The sequence below is a fragment of the Flavobacterium sp. XN-5 genome, from assembly GCF_008033395.2.
Taxonomy (GTDB): Bacteria; Bacteroidota; Bacteroidia; order Flavobacteriales; family Flavobacteriaceae; genus Flavobacterium; species Flavobacterium hiemivividum.
In genome coordinates, this window is sequence record NZ_VOGZ02000002.1 from 305,993 (window position 1) to 324,373 (window position 18,381).

Genomic DNA, 18,381 nt, shown 5'->3' on the forward strand with positions numbered 1-18,381 from the left:
TTCGAACACGAAGCAAATTCGCTATAGCTTGGGATAATTCGACAAGACAACAAAACAGCTAGCACCCTTTTAAAACAAATCTTATTAATGTACCTTGCCATACTATTTAAAGATTAAAATAATGGACAACAATAAGATGCTAAATTACATTAAAGAGGTGTTAAAAAACATGCCAACTGGCTGGTTGAGTATAACAACCCATCGACTAGATATATATGACGAAAAATTGGCAAAAACTCAATTCTTAGAGCAGTTTGACGCCTTATACAATACTAATAATTCAGAATTAGCTGCACTAAGTGAATTGCCAACAGCATACGACTACATTAGGTTAGGACATCCTTTATCATGTATTTTGGAATGGGCGATTGCTACTACAAATAATCTAAAGCCCGAAAATGTAATCAGTTTTTCATCAAAGACGGTTCCTATTTTGGCAATTCTAAGAAAAAACGCATTAGACAAGAAAAACACCCAAATCTGCTACACCGGTGGATTGCCTGAATTTTTTAATGCCGAAATAGTACGAAATATTTATGGCTATGCCTTCGATTTAAAACAAGTTGAAAATTTAGAAGCGATTTCCAATACTAATAGCAATCCAGAAAACGGAAGTACAATCTTTATTTCCAAGCAAGAGGAATTTGGCACTATTAATCTCCCGGTTGGAATTGACTTTTTCATCAGTCTTCATGAAGACCTAGGAAGTGTTTTAGTCGTAAATGGACAAAAAAACGAAAGCTACATCTCCGAAATTCAGCATGTAAGAAGAAGAGAGACCATTGCCATGACTCCAGATGATTCTCTTACAGCTTTGAGATCTTTAGTAGATCAATCTCCTAATCCTACTCGAAAAAGTAACGTTGAAGCAGATAAAAATTCGGTTTTAGAATCAATCAAATCCATTACTGGTACAACGACAAAACCATTAGTGGCTTCAAGTGGTTTATCGATTCAGTATGCGATTTTAATGGGCTTAGTTCACGATGCGGTAGAAAAACACAAAGGAAAGGCGATAAAAATTATTGTCCCTCCTAATTGTTATGGTGGTACAAATGACCAAGCAAGACGTGTCGCTGCCAGCAATAATAATGTTGAAATTGTGGACTTACTTGTTGATGGTGATAGCGATATGGTCCAAAGCATTGACACCGTTTTATCAAAAATTGCTGCTGAAGACGCAATCCCTTACATCATAGCTGAAATCCCTACAAACCCAAGAGTTGAAGTTCCTAATCTTATAGATTTAAAAAGGGTGTTAAGTCAAGAACGCAAAACGGCTGCCGGTACAATAGCGATAGATCCCGTTTTTATTCTGGATCAAACCTTTTGTCCAAATGTTCACTTTTTAGGTTCAGGAGAAGTACTCTCTAACATAAGAACTATTTCATTTGCTAGTGGATCTAAATTTCCTAGTGGTGGTCAATGTACCGCTGGCTACTGCGTAGGAAATCCAAAAACGGAAGCATTGATGGAGAAAATAGAAATGCATCTTACTCTTTGTGATAATGAAGCTACGGCGCTACAATATGAAATATTAGCAAAGCAATTACCATCCATGAATCAAAGAATTAAGGATGCTTATAGTAATACACGTGATTTTGTAAACTTCATCACTACTACTCTACCAGAGGCAAAAATCAATTTTGTTTCAGAGGAATTAGCGAGCCAAGGATTTACACCATCTGTTTTTTCACTTGATCTTCCCACCAAAGGAAATACTGCAGAAGAAAAAGAAGCTCATAAAAGAGCCTTGAACTTGAGGTTAATTAACTTAATGATTACAGAAATTCCTAATGAGAGTAAGTTCTGTGTAAGTTATGGCCAATTAAAAGGCTGCTATTGGACAATACCTGCAACATCAACTCAAGGAACAACTAAAGAAGGTGATAAGGATTATATTGTGCGCGTATCACTTTCTCCTAATATGGATCTGGAGCTACATAAAAAAATATTTTTAAAATTTGTTGAGAGTATTTAGTTCTCTCGATAGGCGGAATGATAAAGTTTTAATTTTTCGAATTTCATAATATACCCAGCAGCTTTACGAATCCTTTCGTGCGGCGGCTGGGTATTTTTTTTAGAACGGTAAGTTAATATTTCTTATCAACTAATACTCAAAACAACTAATCCTAAAAAAACCGCCTTATAAATAATCAAGACGGCTTTCTATAAATAATGAGTTTCTTAGGCTTCTTTCAAATTCAATTTACTGTTTTTTCGGCTAAAACCAAAGTAAATCGTTAGTCCGATAAGTAACCAAGCCGTAAAATAAATCCAGTTCCACACGCTAAGTTCTGCCATCATATACAAACAGCTTACTAGTCCTAATAACGGAATTAAAGATAAGTTTTCAGCGAAAGACCAGAACGTAAGTCCAACTAAAACGATAAGGAAAATCCACATTGGTATTTTATGTTTGAACAAGCTTAGCCCGCTTTCATATTTTAATGCATTGTTTATTGGTAATCCTGCCACAACAGCAGCGTAATTCGCATCATCTTTCTGGTATTGACTCAATAAATTTTCTAAATCTAGCGATTCAGCAGTTGTTTTTTGGCCTCCGATACTTACTAGATAATCATATACTTTTGTGGATTCCTCTTTGTTTAAAGAAGTAATAATAGTGGTTGCATCGTTTACTTGGGTTTCATTAGTAAGAAAATCCATTGTCGCTTTATTGTTATAACTAAAAGCGTAATATAGTCCCGCAGCCAACATAAAAGGAATAACGTATTTTGAATTTACATAAGGTGTTTTAAATTTCCCTCTTGGGATATCAGGTTTATTTTGCAATACTAATACTCCAGCACAAACCAATACAAATGCAAATAAAGTTCCAATACTGCATAAATCAGTAACCATAGTCAAGTTTAAAAACAAGGCTGGAACCGCGACTACAAAACCGGTTACAATAGTCGCATAAGAAGGCGTTTTAAATTTAGGATGTACTCTGGAGAAACGTTTTGGTAACAAACCATCACGACTCATACTCATCCAAATACGAGGTTGCCCCATTTGGAAAACTAATAAAACACTCGCCATTGCAATCACAGCACTCACCGCAACAATACCTGACATCCATTTTAAATTTACTTTATGAAATACAAACGCTAATGGATCACCCACATTCAGCTCCGTATAATTCACCATTCCGGTTAATACTAGTGCCACTATAATATATAAAATAGTACATATTATAATTGCCCACATCATACCGCGCGGTAAATCCCGCTGTGGATTCTTACACTCCTCGGCGGTGGTTGAGATAGCATCAAAACCAATGTAGGCAAAGAAAACTGCCGACACTCCTTTTAAAACTCCGCTTACACCATTTGGTGCAAAAGGAGTCCAATTTTCAGTATCTACATAAAAAATCCCTACCGCAATTACTAAAAGGATAATTGCAAGCTTCACGACAACCATCACGTTACTGGCATTTCGAGATTCTTTCATTCCTCGATATACTAAAGCCGTAATCAATATAATAATAAATAGCGCAGGTAAGTCAGCCACAAAATGGAACGAACCTATTGTTGGCGCAGTGGTCCAGGCAGTGTAAGATGCTTTTAATCCTTCGCTTAGATTCTCATATAATTTTCCGCCCTGCATTAAAGCAGTTGCGTCTTTATAACCATTTGAGGCACTCAGATAATCCATTTGTACCCACTGGGGTAGATGAATGCCACCACTTTCGAGCAAGCCCGTAAAATAATCACTCCAGGATATGGCAACGGTAATATTCCCGATAGCGTATTCCATGATTAATGCCCAACCTATAATCCACGCCATAAGTTCCCCAAAAGCAACATAAGAATAAGTATAAGCACTTCCTGAAACGGGAACCATAGAAGCAAACTCTGCATAAGCAAAGGCAGCAAAACTACAGGCAAGAGCCGTAAATAAGAAAAGGAAAATAACGGCAGGACCACCGTCAGAACTCGCTTTACCAATAGTGCTAAAAATACCGGCACCAACTATAGCAGCAATTCCAAAAGCTGTTAAATCACGGGCCGTTAAATGTCGACCAAGCGCTTCGTGACCATCGGCTTCATTTTTTTCTATCTGTTTTAAGATATCCTGTACAGTCTTCTTTCGAAATAAACTTGAAAATGTCATTCGTTACAATTTTACATTAAAATTTAACATACTTTAAATAAGACCCCATTATTATACTAATAATGTAAGTTTTATTTAAAAACCAAATGTATAAAACAAATTCATATTTCGATAAAAAGACAGTTATTTTTAATTAGAATTCGATAAAAAGTCAAAATAATACAAATCAACTATATAAAAAGTCAATCCTACAATTATAAAATCCTCATTTGACTTAAATAGTACAATATGACATTCAAGGACTAGAAAGCCTTAAAAAAAGCTGTAACTATTCGCTAAAAAATGTCAAAAGAGTTAATTATTTAAGAAATACTTTCAAGATAATTACTAGATTTTGTGCATTTCTCTAAAGGAAATTGAAGTAGGCAAAATGCAAATTAGAATTAGTTTTCACAAAGTGCCAATTTAATTATTCTCATTTACTTTATCCCAAATCTTAGCCGTAAAATAATCTTTATACATCAATGTATTGCTTCGGCTAGGACTCACACGATTAGACAAAATGATCAAGAATCTATCATTGTCAGGATTTAAAAAGAAAAAGGTTCCAGTATAACCAGTATGTCCAAAATCATTTTTTTTATAAATACCATTTGGTTTTCTTTTATCAAAACCAAGTCCGCGATAAATTCCTTTTTTGACTAAGGGTGATTTTGTAAATTCTCTAATGATCTTCGTTTTAAGAATTTGTTTACCTTGATAATTTCCTTTATTTAGCAGCATCTGACAAATTACAGAGATGGAGGTTGCATTTGAGAATAATCCCGCATTCCCAGAAACACCTCCAAAAATCGCTGCTGCTTCATCATGAACATACCCCTTAATAGTATCTTTTCTAAAAAAATTATCAATTTCTGTTGGAATTACATTTTGCTCAGTTGTCCACTGTAAAGGATTGAATCCAATGGTTGAAATACCTAATTCGTTATAAATTCCTTTAGTTAACTGGTCTAATTTACTACCCGTTTTAGACTCGATCATTTGTTTTATAAGAAGCAAGTTAAGGTCACTGTACAGGTATTCCCCACGAGGATTAGTATTAGCTACTGCTATTTTTTCATATACTGAACTATAAAATTCAGGATTCAGCCACAGATTTTTAGATATCTGGATGTAATTTTCTTTCGGTTCGAATAACAAATATTTCTCATCATACACTAAATTTTTATTCACATACATATTGTCAAATAGCTCAGGATAATCCTCTGATTTTTGAGTATTTAAAAAAGGCAACCCATCAGATGTCGACAACAAACTTTGATAAAAAGTGATGGAGGGTTTTAGCCCGGTTGTATGCGTTAATAATTCGAAAAGTGTCAAATCAGCAATCGAAGTATTTTTATAAAATGCTACAACATCTCCCAGTCTATCTTCTACGTTAATCTTATTTTCACCTACTAATCGCATCGCCACAATTGTTGCTCCTAAAACTTTAGACATCGAAGCTAAGTCGTAAACATCCTCTGCTTTTACAACTTCGGTTTTTGAATAATCATGAAAACCATAGTTTTTTGAAATAAAAATACTGTCTTTACTTCCTACAATTATTTGGGCACCCGGAAAAAAGCCTTTTTCAAGTGCATTGGTAAACATCGAGTCAATGTATACTTCATTATTTTTAGTGTCGAAAGATTTTTTCACCGAACGACAACTAATTCCTGAAAAAACTAACAAAATAAGAAACGCTTTGATTACTGTATTTTTCATTTTTTAAGGATTAATTCTTAAATCTTGACCTGCCATAAGAGGTTCATTATTGGTTCCCGTAATTACAATTTTAACTGCTTTTACAGCTTGTTTTGGATAAATAGACGCGTTTCCATAATCAAAAGCATCACCTTTTATAAAGTCAACTCCATTATATGAATATTCCACATAACCATCACTTACAATAAATCTCGGGTGGTGCGGAATTCCCGTCAATACTTCAATTTTTGAAGAGATAACTGGATTTGTAAAAGTGTATAAAATCCAGTCGCCATTTTCACAAGGAACATCCGTACGCAAATACGTTTCTACATTATAATCTTCTAATCTTGTAAAAGGAAATTTCGGATTTTCGGCCATCGATGAAGTCACTTTTACTTCTGGTTCTTGATACGGACTTGCAATGAAATCAACCTTTGCAGCCGATTCTTTGACTTCTTTATTTTCTACTGTAAAATCTAAACGATACTTGTTTTTATCATTATAATTTTCGATTACAAAACGCAAACTAGGTTTTGATTTTAAAGTTCTTTCTGGCAAATAGGTTTTAATTAATTTATCATTTTCTAAAAGTGAAATTTCCTTGATTACGCCACTCGTTGCCTCATCAGTTATTGGATTAAAAGATAAATACCAAATCGCTTTTTTATCGATGTGATCCGTAATCTCTTCTGAAATTTTTATAGTTTCCACTTTTGAAGTATTCCAGTTTGCAACTGGTAATTTCTCCACTTTTACAGCAGGACTAGCAGCATTCTCATTAAAAAAAGTACGGAACCTATATTTTTCATACTCTTTGGTTTCAATTGGATTTGCATATAAAGGGGATTGCCTTGTAGGCTCATTTCCTTCTGTATCGTAGCGGACAACCGCCCCATCATAAGGCAACGTTAGGGTTATCTTTCCATTTTTATAAATTGCTGTAGGCGGAAAATCTCTAAAAGCAATTCCTAAATCTGCTAAACGCTGCAAATGACTATTAGTTAACCTTCCATAAAAATCATCCCAGTTTTTATGTTCTTTTTTAGACCAAGCAATCTCAGACAAAGCAGTAATTCTTGGATAACTTTGGTATTCCATAAATCGCGTTGGAAGATCAAGATATTCACTCCACAATGCACCCTGAACACCTTTTATTAATTTTTGTTCTTCTACTGATAATTCATTTTCTGGAATAGGTTCAAATGAATACACTCTTTTAGTATCTGTAATAGCAGCCCATCGATGACCACGCTCATCTTCAGATTGTGCCATATCAAAATACGTATATTGTCCCGGAATCATAATGGTAGGATGCCCTTTTTTCACAGATTCGATTCCGTAATTCACTCCTTGCCAAGCAAAAATCTCCGTTTTTGGACTTAGTTCGCCACCTTTCATGATTTCGTTCCAGCCCGCTGATTTTTTATCGTATTTCTCAACAATTTTTTCAATTCGTCTAAAGAAATAGTTTTGTAATTGAAATGTATCAGTATAGCCTTCCTTTGTCATCACCGCTTTACATTTCGGACAATGTTCCCAATTAGCGCGGTTTACCTCGTCACCTGCAATATGTATGTAATCAAAAGGAAAAAGTTCTGAAAACTCTTTAATTATGCCATCTAGAATCTCAAAATTTTCTTCGCGACCTACACACCATACGTTCTTCACTTCTCCTTGAACACTTTTTGTTTCTTGCGTTGTAACACAACCTATTTCAGGATATGAGGCAGTTACGGCGCGAGAATGTCCTGGAATTTCAATTTCTGGCATAATAGAAACGCCACGTTCAGCGGCAAAAGCGACTACTTCTTTAATATCTTCTTGTGTATAAAAACCGCCGTAACGCTTATTTCCAGAGCCATAAGAAGGCAACAGCACTTCTCCTGGACCTCGCCACGCTCCTTTTGAAGTCAAATCGGACATGGATTTAATTTCAATTCTCCAGCCATTATCATCGGTGAGATGCCAATGAAAAATATTCATTTTATGTGCCGCTAACCAACTGATATAATTTTTAACGGTTTCCTTATCGAAAAACTGTCTCGAAACGTCTAGCATCATTCCGCGCCATTCAAAGCGAGGATAGTCTTCTATTTTCACAAAAGGGATTGTTCCTTTTTTAACATCTTTTGCAGAACACATTTGAAGTAAGGTTTGAAAGCCATTCAAAACTCCATTATGAGATTTTCCCTTGACAACAACACCGGTCTTTGCAACACTCAAGGTATAACCATCATTTGGAACATTCAATTTTTGATCTAGTACAAGCCGTATTGTGTTTTTTTGGTTTCTTTTACCAATAGAAATTTTTGGATTAATTCCCGTATTTTTAAAAAATGCATCCGCAATATATCCCGTACTTTTTTGTACTTTTTTATCTATACTAATGTGCACCAATGAAGGAATTACAAACGCCCCCGAAGTTTGTTCCATTTTAACTGGTCTCGGAATAAGATCTAGTTTCTGTGCTTGTAAAACACTCATAGAACTTAAAAAAATGGCAATTAATAGCAGCTTTTTTTTCATCTTTTATATTTTGTTTATTTTAAAAAAATCGTTTTGAATTGTTTAAAATACAATCCCATTATTCTTTTATATCATTTAAATAATTACTCTAATAAATAAATTCCTCCTTCAATAAGGGATGTCCATACTTTTCCCTTCTCATCGATTGTAAATCCATTTATACTGGAACTCCCCAATTTAATTACTTTTATGATTTCAAATTTATCAGCATCAACTACTACTACTTCACCTTTGCGGCTGCCTATATAAATTTTACCTTTATTTTCTAGAATGGGTGCAGGATTATGATCGTATCCAATTTTTAAATCTAAAACATTACTTGAATTAGATAAACTTTCCTCGGTCAATTCTACATCATCATGTAAAGGCAATCGCAAGAGTTCACCATTCATCGTTTTCGCATAAAACCACTTTCCATTTTGACTTTCTCCCATGGATTCTCTCACTTTCCATCTGTTAGTTCGCAATAAAGTCTTTCCAGAATGTATATTTATAATGGTTAAAAAACGATCTGGAGTCACTAAGTATAGTCTACTCTTGGAAGCAACAACATTTACATTACCAGGAGAATATAAAACTTGTTTATTATTATCATTATTCCATTTCCAAATTAAAGATCCAGTATTCTTATCTAAGCAGTAAAGATGCGTATCCCAAGCTCCAAAAATAATTTTATCGCCTTGTATTACAGGTGTTCCTTGCGAATAAGAATCTGGTAATGTGTTTTTCCAAAGTAATTCTCCAGATACCCCATTAATAGCAACAAATGCATTAGAACTAGCCGTATATATTTTATTATTTTCTATAATTGGTGAACCCACTAAAACGCCACCTACTGCTAAACTCCATTTTTTATTACCCGTTTTTTTAGCTAGTCCTAGAATATCTCCTTCAATCGTCCCTAAAACAAGATTGTTTTTTATAATTTTAGGAGAGAAATAAATAGAATTTCCTGTTTCAATTTTCCATTTTAGCTTTTTACTTTTCAAATCGACAGACTGTATTTCTCCAATAGAATTTGCGAAGAAAATCTTTTTTTTATCGAAAGCAGGAACACTGTAGATAGAGGCAATGTCTTTAACAAATGGAATATAATCCTTCATTAATTCCTCCTTTTCAACGGTGATATTCGAAGGTTGTGTAGGAACTGAGAATTTAAAAATACCTGGTTTGTCAAGCTGTTTTTGATGAATACTAATGCTGTCTTTACTAATAATTATCTCATTATAACTTTTAGTTTTGCCATCACGAGAAGTTATTGCTGCCCCCATAACACCACTTAATCCAGAGAAATCATATTGTTTTAAAGTGTGTCCGTGACCACAAAAACTAGCCACTGTAGGATATTTTTCTAAAACAGAAAGGACTTCTTTATAATTACTAACACTATTATCTAGTGGATAATGTGCAAAGTTTAAAACTTTTTTATTGTTGTTTTTAAGACTATCCTTTAAGGTTTGATCCAGCCAAAGCACATCTTCATGTTTTACAAAACCATCCCCCATTTTCATGTAAGGACCACACGGAAAACCAATAAAAACATATTCTCCTTTTGAAAACACAAAGCGATCTTCACCCCACAGTTTTTTAAAGGTTAATCCCGCACTTTCGCTCCAATTCGTTTCGTGATTTCCAGAAATAACATGATACGGTATTTTTAATTTTCCGAGAATATGATGTACTTGCTTTACTTCTTCATCTGAACCCCGATTAGTCAAATCTCCAGTGACAATAACAAATTCATTATTCGAATTATTAATTTCTTGTACAATATTTTGTAACAGAAAATCATTTTCATTGCCCACAGAAACATGTAAATCTGTAAGTTGGACAAATTTAATATTTACTGATTGTTCCTCTTTTTGAGCATAGCATGAGGCAAGTATAAAAAAGAGTAAAATTTTGGAAAATAAGTACTTCATAAATATTTATTTAGAGTTTAACGGCTTCATTAAAAAAATTATTAAAAAACAACAATTGAAATTTCAATGAATTTTCCCAATAATCAATATTGTGTTTTCCGGGGCGCTCAATATAATCGTGATTAATTTTTAGTGCCAGCATCTTTTGGTGAAGTTGTCTGTTGACATCAATAAAAAAATCATCAACTCCACAATCAATAATCAATTTTAACTGATTGCTTTTTGCCAAATCAAGCGTATTGACAACTGTATTTTTCTCCCAATTTTCAGGAAAATCCGTTATGGATCCAAGTCGCTTTTTTATATCCCAATTTTCAGGAAATTGCCGAATATCAACCCCTCCACTCATACTTCCCGCCGCTCCATACATATCTTGATGTTTCAATGACAAATACAATGCTCCATGGCCACCCATACTAAGACCAGATATCGCTCTACCTTCACGACTTGCAATCGTTTTGTAATTTTGATCTATAAAAGGAACTAACTCCTTGATTATATAAGTCTCATATTTAAAAGTCGGATCAATTGGACTGTCAAAATACCAACTGGAATAACCTCCATCTACGCCTATTACTATAAAACCATATTTATCAACTTGCTTTGCAAGCTCCTTAAAACTTTTAACCCAAGTCTCATAATTTCCGCTGTATCCATGTAATAAATAAACTACTGGGAAGTTTTTTTTGCTTTCATCATAGTTATTGGGAGTAATAACACAGCTAGGAATTTTTTTATTCATTGCAGCACTATATACTTGAATGGTATCCACCTTTGCTGCCTTTACAAAGGAAAAAGAGAACAAGAATAGCGTTACATATAATATTTTTTTCATAGCATTATGGTTTATTTTAGTTTATAAAAGACAATAAAATGGATTTAAAAACAGCTGAAATAACGCTTCTATAAGCCAAACAGAACAATCAAATTCAATAAAACTATTTCAGAAAAGCATTCAAAATACTTACTGGATGTTGTGCTTTTCTATTTGTTCCATCAAAAATTTGATGACGACAACTTGTTCCGGCAGCAGCAATGGCAGTAGTAGCTGCGGTACTTCTAATTTTTGGAAATAAGGTATCCTCACCCATTTGCATACTGATCTTATAATGCTCTTTTTCGTAACCAAAAGAACCCGCCATACCGCAACAACCCGAATTGTAAATCGTAACGGTACTGTTTTTTGGCACATTCAACATGGCAAATGTCGCTTCTATTGAGCTTAAAGATTTTTGGTGACAATGACCATGAATTTTTATTTCACGCACTTCGTCAGTAAATTGTTCTGAATGAATTTTACCAGCAGCAATTTCCTTTTTAAAAAATTCTTCAATTGTCAAGCAGTTTTTCGCTAATTTTTCGGCCGAAGCCTTATCATCAGCCAGACGAATGTACTCATCTCTAAAAGTCAGTATCGCCGATGGTTCTAAACCAATTAAGGGAATTTCAGTAGTTACGATCGATTCAAAAGTGACTACGTTTTTATTAGCAATCGCTTTGGCTTCTTCCAGAAAACCTTTGGATAAATAAGCTCTACCACTTTCTTCATGGTCCACAATTAGCACTTGATAGCCTAATTTTGTCAATAATTCATAAGCATCAATCCCAACAGCGACATCATAATAATTAGTAAACTCATCACAAAAAAGATAGAGTTTTCCGTTTACAAATGAAAGTCCGTCGTTTTTTGATTTGTTGTTTTCGATCCACTTTCTAAACGTTTTTGGAGCTAATAATGGTACTTCTCTTTTTGAGGCAACACCCATTCTTTTTTTAATCAAAGGTTGGCGTACCATAAAATTAGTCAAGGATGGAAAAATACTTCCCAGTTTATTCAGTTTAGCGTTATTAGCAAAAATTTTATTTCGAAGAGAAAATCCATTTGCCTTTTGATATTGGTATAGAAACTCGGCTTTAAGCGCCGCCACATCTACATTAGACGGACATTCACTGGCGCAAGCTTTACAGCTAATACAAAGTTCAAAAACTTCATATAATTCTTTATGATCGAATTTATTATCTTTCTCTGAATTTGTTAGATATTCTCGTAAGGCATTGGCGCGGGCACGAGTCGTGTCTTTTTCATTTCGCGTGGCACGATAACTCGGGCACAATGTTCCGCCCGCCGATGGTAATTTCCTGCAATCGCCAGAACCATTGCACTTTTCGGCAGCACGTAAAACCCCCATACTATCTGAAAAATCCTGAATAGTTTGAATTTCTGGTTCTACTCTACCAACTTCAAAACGAAGATTCTCGTCCATTTTCAACGCATTAACAATTTTCCCCATATTCAAAACCGAATTTGGGTCGAAAGCCAATTTTATTCGTTTTAACAATTCGTAATTTTTTTCGCCAATCATGAAGGGCAAAAATTCACCACGAACAATTCCGTCTCCGTGTTCGCCGCTCAGTGATCCGCGGTATTTTTTTACCAAATGTGCTACTTCGGTAGCAATATTTCGAAATTGATAAACGCCTTCTTTTGTTTTTAAATTCAAAACTGGACGCAAATGCAACTCTCCTGCTCCTGCATGAGCATAATAAATCGCTTCTTGGCCGTGGCGTTTCATCATCGCCGAAAAATCAGCGATATAATTAGGTAAATCACTCAATTCAACAGCGGTATCTTCAATAGAATCAGCTGCTTTTTCATCACCTACAATACTACCTAAAAGTCCGAGGCCTGCTTTTCTAAGTTCGTTTACTTTTTCAATATCAGCACCATATAATTTTGGTGAAGCATAACCAAAATGGTTGTCTTCTAAATCTTTAATCAAAGCATTAGCTTGCCTTTCTGCATCTTCCATACTAGTATGTGAAGCCACCTCAAACATCATTATCGCTTTGGGCTCACCCTGAATAAAAAACCGATTTTTACTTTGTTCTTTGTTTGTTTTTGTACAATCAAGAATCGTATCATCGATCATTTCGCAGGTATATAAATGATGCTTCATAGCAATCATTACAGCCTCTAAACTTTCTTGAACACTAGTGAAATGCGTTACTACCATCACATTATTAGTGGGTGGCAAAAGATCAACTTTCAAAGTAACTTCGGTTGTAAAAGCTAAAGTTCCCTCGCTTCCACAAAGTAATTTCCCCACATTTATGGTGGGTTGGCTTCCGCCAAAAAGATCAGATTGCAATAATATATCTACTGCATATCCTGTATTTCGTCTATGGATTTCTGGTTTCGGGAATTCTTTTACAATTTCCTGCTGGGTCGCCTCATTCGATAATTCAGCAAACAGGCTTTTATAAATATTACTTTCGAGCGAATTTCCTTTTGTTTTTTGGATAAATTCAGCTGAACTTAATTCTCCAAAAACAACTTGTGAACCATCACTTAAAATCGCTTTTAGCTCTACAATTTTATCTCTGGTAACACCATAGCGTATGGAAGTTGTTCCCGAGGAATTATTTCCGACCATTCCGCCTATCATACAACGATTAGAAGTTGAAGTATTAGGACCAAAAAATACACCATGAGGTTTTAAGTACAAATTAAGTTCGTCCCTGATCACACCCGGTTGAACCGTCACTGTTTTATTTGCTGCATCGAAAGAGACAATTTTTGTGAAATATTTAGACACATCCACTACAATTCCGCTTCCCACAGTTTGTCCCGCGAGAGAAGTTCCAGCAGTTCTAGGCGTTAGAGAAATCTTATTTTCCTTAGCAAAATGAACCAACTTTATAATATCAGTTTCATTTTTTGGTAAGGCTGCCGCCAAGGGCACTATTCTATAAGCAGAAGCATCTGTTGCATAGAGTGTTTTATGGAGTTCGTCATATAAAAGGGTTCCTTCTAATGAGTCTGATAATTGCTTTAATTGTAAGGCGATCGACATGTAAATCTAATTATATTAAAATATTCGTTGTAAACGGGCAAAATTTTACTTGATTTAGCATCCTAAATCAAAGAGTTATTTCCTTGTTTTTTGACACATCAAAGTTTAACTATAGCACATCAAAGATAGCGTAAAAACTAAAAAATCTTTTTCTTGCGGTAATTTAGAAGTGAAATTAAAATAACGCAAAATAATGCAAAAGCTATTTAAAAACTGTTATAAAACGGTAACTCCTAACTTTCTATATTCTTCTAACCTCGCATCTTCTGGATCTAAATCTGTAACAATAGTATCTAACTGTTTTAATTCGCAAACAACATGAGGCATCTTTGTATCTAATTTATCTGAAGTAAACATAGAAACCACTTTGTCTGATGATTCGATCATTGCTTTCTTAACTATTGAGACCTCATAGCCCATTTCCGTAAGTCCTTGTTGCACATTGATACTACTCGCACCCATAAAACAGATATCGGCCTTGATTTTTGATAAAACCTGCAACACATCCATTCCTATAGTAACCATCGCATTTTTTTGCATTTTACCTCCAATAAAAATCAAATCTATATTAGGGTATTGAGACAATTGCATAGCAATAGGCAAGCTATAAGTGTAGACTGTCGCTTTTAATAATGGCGGAATTAATTTAGAAAAAACCAAATTAGTAGTTCCTCCGCTCATAATAATAACCTGTCCATCACGAAGAAGTGAAAGCGCCTTATTCCCTATTACTTCTTTCTTATCTACGTTTGATATGGGTATATCTAAAATATTTTTGGCCTTGTCCACAACTGGAATAGCTCCACCGTATACTTTTTCAAGAAGCCCTTTTTCATGGAGCTTAATTAAATCTCTTCTAATGGTATCTTCAGATACAGCCAATTCCTCAGCCAACTCAATGGTACTAATTCGTTGTTCATCGGTAAGTTTATTCAATATATAGTTCCGTCTTTCTTCCTTTAGCATAGTTGTATCGTATCTGAGAAACACAAATGTATAAAAATAAATGTTTCATCAGACGTCATTTTTCGATTGAATTTCGATTTTATGCAAACTTAAATGACACAAACATGCGTTATGTTGCATTATTTAGATTTTAATTTAAAATAATTCGAAAAATAGTGCAATTATTTGCAGGGAATAAATATATTTGTCTATTAACCATAACAAAAACCAAATAATTATGAAAAAATTATTCCTGATTTCATTGTTGTTTTTGGTAGTTCAAGCCACATTTGCACAAACAAAAACAATTACTGGAACTGTAAAAAACAAAGCCGATGGGATCCCCATTCCAGGAGTTACAGTTCTCATTAAAGGCACTACTAAAAGTGGTGTAACTGACTTAGATGGTAACTATGCTATTGCTGCATCGCCCTCTGATGTACTTGTTTTTAGTTATATTGGTTTTGAAACCAAAGAATTAAAAGTGACAGGATCTACATTAAACCTTACATTAAGTGAAGGTGCTGAAACACTAAAAGAAGTTACAGTAACTGGAGCCTTTGGTATTAATAGACCAAAAGCATCTTTAGGTTATGCTACACAAGGTGTAAAAGGAGATGATATCGCCGACACACAAAGAGAAAATTTCATCAATGCTTTACAAGGTAGAATTGCAGGTTTGACTGTAACCAGTACATCTGGTGCTCCTGGAGCTTCTGCTGCAATCCAACTACGTGGAGTAAACTCGATGAGTGGAAACAATTCGCCTTTATTTATTGTTGATGGTTTACCTATTAGCAACTCTACACTAGATCAAGGATTATTAATTTCGAATGGACCTAACAGAGATACTGATTATACCAATCGTGGTGCAGATATCAATCCAGATGATATTGAGTCAATTACTGTATTGAAGGGACCTGAAGCTGCAGCCTTATACGGTATTGAAGCAGGAAATGGAGCGATTATCATTACTACCAAAAAAGGAAAAAAAGGAAAAGGAACAATCACCTATTCTACTGATATCAGGTTAGATGACGTATATCGTTTTCCTGAAACACAAAGAGTATATCAAAGAGGTTCTAATGGTATAACTAATAATAATTTCCGTAGACATTTTGGAGAAAAATATGGTGATGGAACTCAATTATATGACAATATCAATAATTTCTTTAAAACAGGAATTAAGAAAACAAACGCCCTAACTTTTGACGCTGGAACGGAACAAATGACGTACCGTTTGTCCATGTCTAATTTAGAGCAAACTGGCGTTGTTCCAAATTCAGCTTACAATAGATTGAATTTATCTTTAAGCGGAACCGCGAAAATTAGCAGTAAATTGAAATCAGAAGCTTCTTTCTCTTACATCAAGTCTGAAACGGATAAAACATCTAAAGGTGCTGGTGGTTTTTTATTGAATTTATTAGCTTATCCTGCTAATGAGGACGTGACAAATTACCTAAATTCTGATGGTAGCCGACGTAAAATTACTGATGGTTCAAATGACACCGAAGTAGATAACCCGTTTTTTGAAGTAAACAAAAATAAAGGAAACGATAAAAACAACCGTATCCTTACGAATGTATCGTTAACATATGATCCCTTATCATGGTTGAGTTTTACAGGTCGTTTTGGTATTGATGCTAACGCAACCCAAGGATTCAAATCAGTACATCCTGAGTCATCAAGAAGTGCTTTAGGAATTGGAAGTGGTACCGGAATCTCAACAGGAGGTTACTTTGAGCAATACACAGATCAATCTAATAATTACAACTATTTAGCTTTTGGTACTGCCAAGCACACCATTGGAAAATTAAATGGTTTACTTCGTGTAGGTGTTGCCAGATTAGAGAACAATTATAAAATACTTTCTACAAAAGGAGAAAGATTTTATGAAGTGGACGTAACTAATATTAATAATACCGATCCATTATCACAGCGTTCACAAGAAAGAATAATTAAAAGACGTGTAGATGGAATTTTTGGTGAATTTACTATAGACTATGACAAAATTGTATTCCTAACATTAACAGGAAGAAATGACGTTTCTTCTACTTTACCAAGAGTAAACAACTCTTTCTTTTATCCTTCCTCTTCTTTAAGTTTTGTGTTTACAGAATTAGACGCGTTAAAAGACAATGATTTTTTATCTTATGGAAAATTAAGAGCATCCTATGCAAGAGTAGCAAATGACGCTAAGCCTTATTCTATATCACCTACTTATGAAACGAAGCCAACGACTGGTGGAGGTTTTGGATATTCAGTTACTGGAGCAAATCCTAATCTTCAAGCAGAGATGAATACCTCTACAGAGTTTGGTACAGAAATGCGTTTTCTAAAAAACAGAATTGGTTTAGATGTTGCTGTTTATAAAAGAAAAACAGACAACCCTATCATCAATAACATGCGTTTGAGTTATGGAACTGGATTTGTATTAACTGCATTTAACTTTGGAGCGCTACAAAACAGAGGCCTTGAAATCACCCTTACTGGTTCACCAATTATGACAAATGACTTTAGCTGGGATGTGATGGCCAATTTCACTAAAACAGACAGTGAATTATTAAGCCTACCTCCTACTTTACCTGAATATTATACTTCAGACACTTGGCTATTTGGAAACATTAGAGGTGGTGCTAGAGTAGGTGGTCCATTGACAACGTTTACAGGTTTTACTAATTTGAGAAACAACAACGGTGACATTTTAATTAACCCTTCAAACGGTCAGCCTGTTAAAGATCAGTCCTTCCCTATTGTAGGTGATAGAAATCCTGATTTTTCTATTGGACTTCAAAATAGTTTTAACTATAAAAACTTCAAATTATCATTCTTGTTAGACATTCGTAAAGGTGGAGATATTTACAATGCAACCGCAGCGTATTTATACACTCAAGGTTTAAGTACTAAAACTTTAGATCGTGAAACTCCATTGGTTTTACAAGGTGTATTCCAAGACGGTCTAGAAAACTCTTCTACACCAACTAAAAATAATATTCAAGTAACTCCTTACTACCAAAACGAATACTACAATCTTAATTATGTTGACTCTGATTTTATCGAAAAAGACATCAATTGGTTAAGAATGAGAGACATCACAGCGAGCTATAAATTCTCTTCGGAAATGTTGAAGAAAACAAAATTTTTCAGCAGTGTTTCTATGTATGTAACCGTAACTGATGCCTTTATGATTACTAATTATACGGGCGCTGATCCTGCTGTAAATGGTTTGAACGCAAGTTCTGGTGGTGCCGGTGGTACAGGATTTGACTACGGAGTGCTTTCTACCGCAAGAGGTTTTAATCTAGGTTTTAAATTTGGAATTTAAT

Annotated in this window: 9 protein-coding genes; 2 read left to right on the forward strand and 7 right to left on the reverse strand. The window is 34.6% G+C overall.

The annotated features are described in order from the left end of the window. Positions 1-121 precede the first annotated feature (121 nt). On the forward strand, positions 122-1,981 hold the full coding sequence (locus FQU23_RS06625) for a PLP-dependent transferase (RefSeq protein WP_147673170.1): 1,860 nt from the start codon (positions 122-124) through the stop codon (positions 1,979-1,981). A gap of 206 nt (positions 1,982-2,187) precedes the next feature. On the opposite strand, the gene FQU23_RS06630 is transcribed toward FQU23_RS06625, so the two are convergent. The 7 genes from FQU23_RS06630 to FQU23_RS06660 form a co-directional block, all read right to left on the reverse strand. Continuing rightward, complete coding sequence (locus FQU23_RS06630; protein WP_147673171.1) at positions 2,188-4,119, reverse strand: amino acid permease; 1,932 nt, start codon at positions 4,117-4,119, stop codon at positions 2,188-2,190. A gap of 405 nt (positions 4,120-4,524) precedes the next feature. Further along, entirely contained in the window at positions 4,525-5,826 is a 1,302-nt protein-coding gene (locus tag FQU23_RS06635; RefSeq protein ID WP_147673172.1) for a serine hydrolase domain-containing protein, read from the reverse strand. A gap of 3 nt (positions 5,827-5,829) precedes the next feature. After that, the gene (locus tag FQU23_RS06640) at positions 5,830-8,334 is read right to left on the reverse strand and encodes a beta-N-acetylhexosaminidase (protein WP_147673173.1); all 2,505 of its coding nucleotides are present in this window, start codon (positions 8,332-8,334) and stop codon (positions 5,830-5,832) included. Between the two features lie 83 nt (positions 8,335-8,417). Continuing rightward, on the reverse strand, positions 8,418-10,256 hold the full coding sequence (locus FQU23_RS06645) for a PQQ-binding-like beta-propeller repeat protein (protein WP_147673174.1): 1,839 nt from the start codon (positions 10,254-10,256) through the stop codon (positions 8,418-8,420). A gap of 10 nt (positions 10,257-10,266) precedes the next feature. Beyond that, a complete protein-coding gene (locus FQU23_RS06650; protein ID WP_147673175.1) occupies positions 10,267-11,091 on the reverse strand; it encodes an alpha/beta hydrolase in 825 nt (274 codons plus the stop codon). A gap of 103 nt (positions 11,092-11,194) precedes the next feature. After that, positions 11,195-14,110 (reverse strand): FAD-binding and (Fe-S)-binding domain-containing protein, encoded by a 2,916-nt coding sequence (locus tag FQU23_RS06655; protein ID WP_147673176.1) that lies wholly within the window; start codon positions 14,108-14,110, stop codon positions 11,195-11,197. A gap of 216 nt (positions 14,111-14,326) precedes the next feature. Beyond that, entirely contained in the window at positions 14,327-15,076 is a 750-nt protein-coding gene (locus tag FQU23_RS06660) for a DeoR/GlpR family DNA-binding transcription regulator (protein WP_147673177.1), read from the reverse strand. Positions 15,077-15,293: 217 nt separating this feature from the next. On the opposite strand from FQU23_RS06660, the gene FQU23_RS06665 reads away from it, so the two are divergent. After that, positions 15,294-18,380: a SusC/RagA family TonB-linked outer membrane protein gene (locus tag FQU23_RS06665; RefSeq protein ID WP_147673178.1), complete on the forward strand. Its 3,087-nt coding sequence runs from the start codon at positions 15,294-15,296 to the stop codon at positions 18,378-18,380. Position 18,381 lies beyond the last annotated feature (1 nt).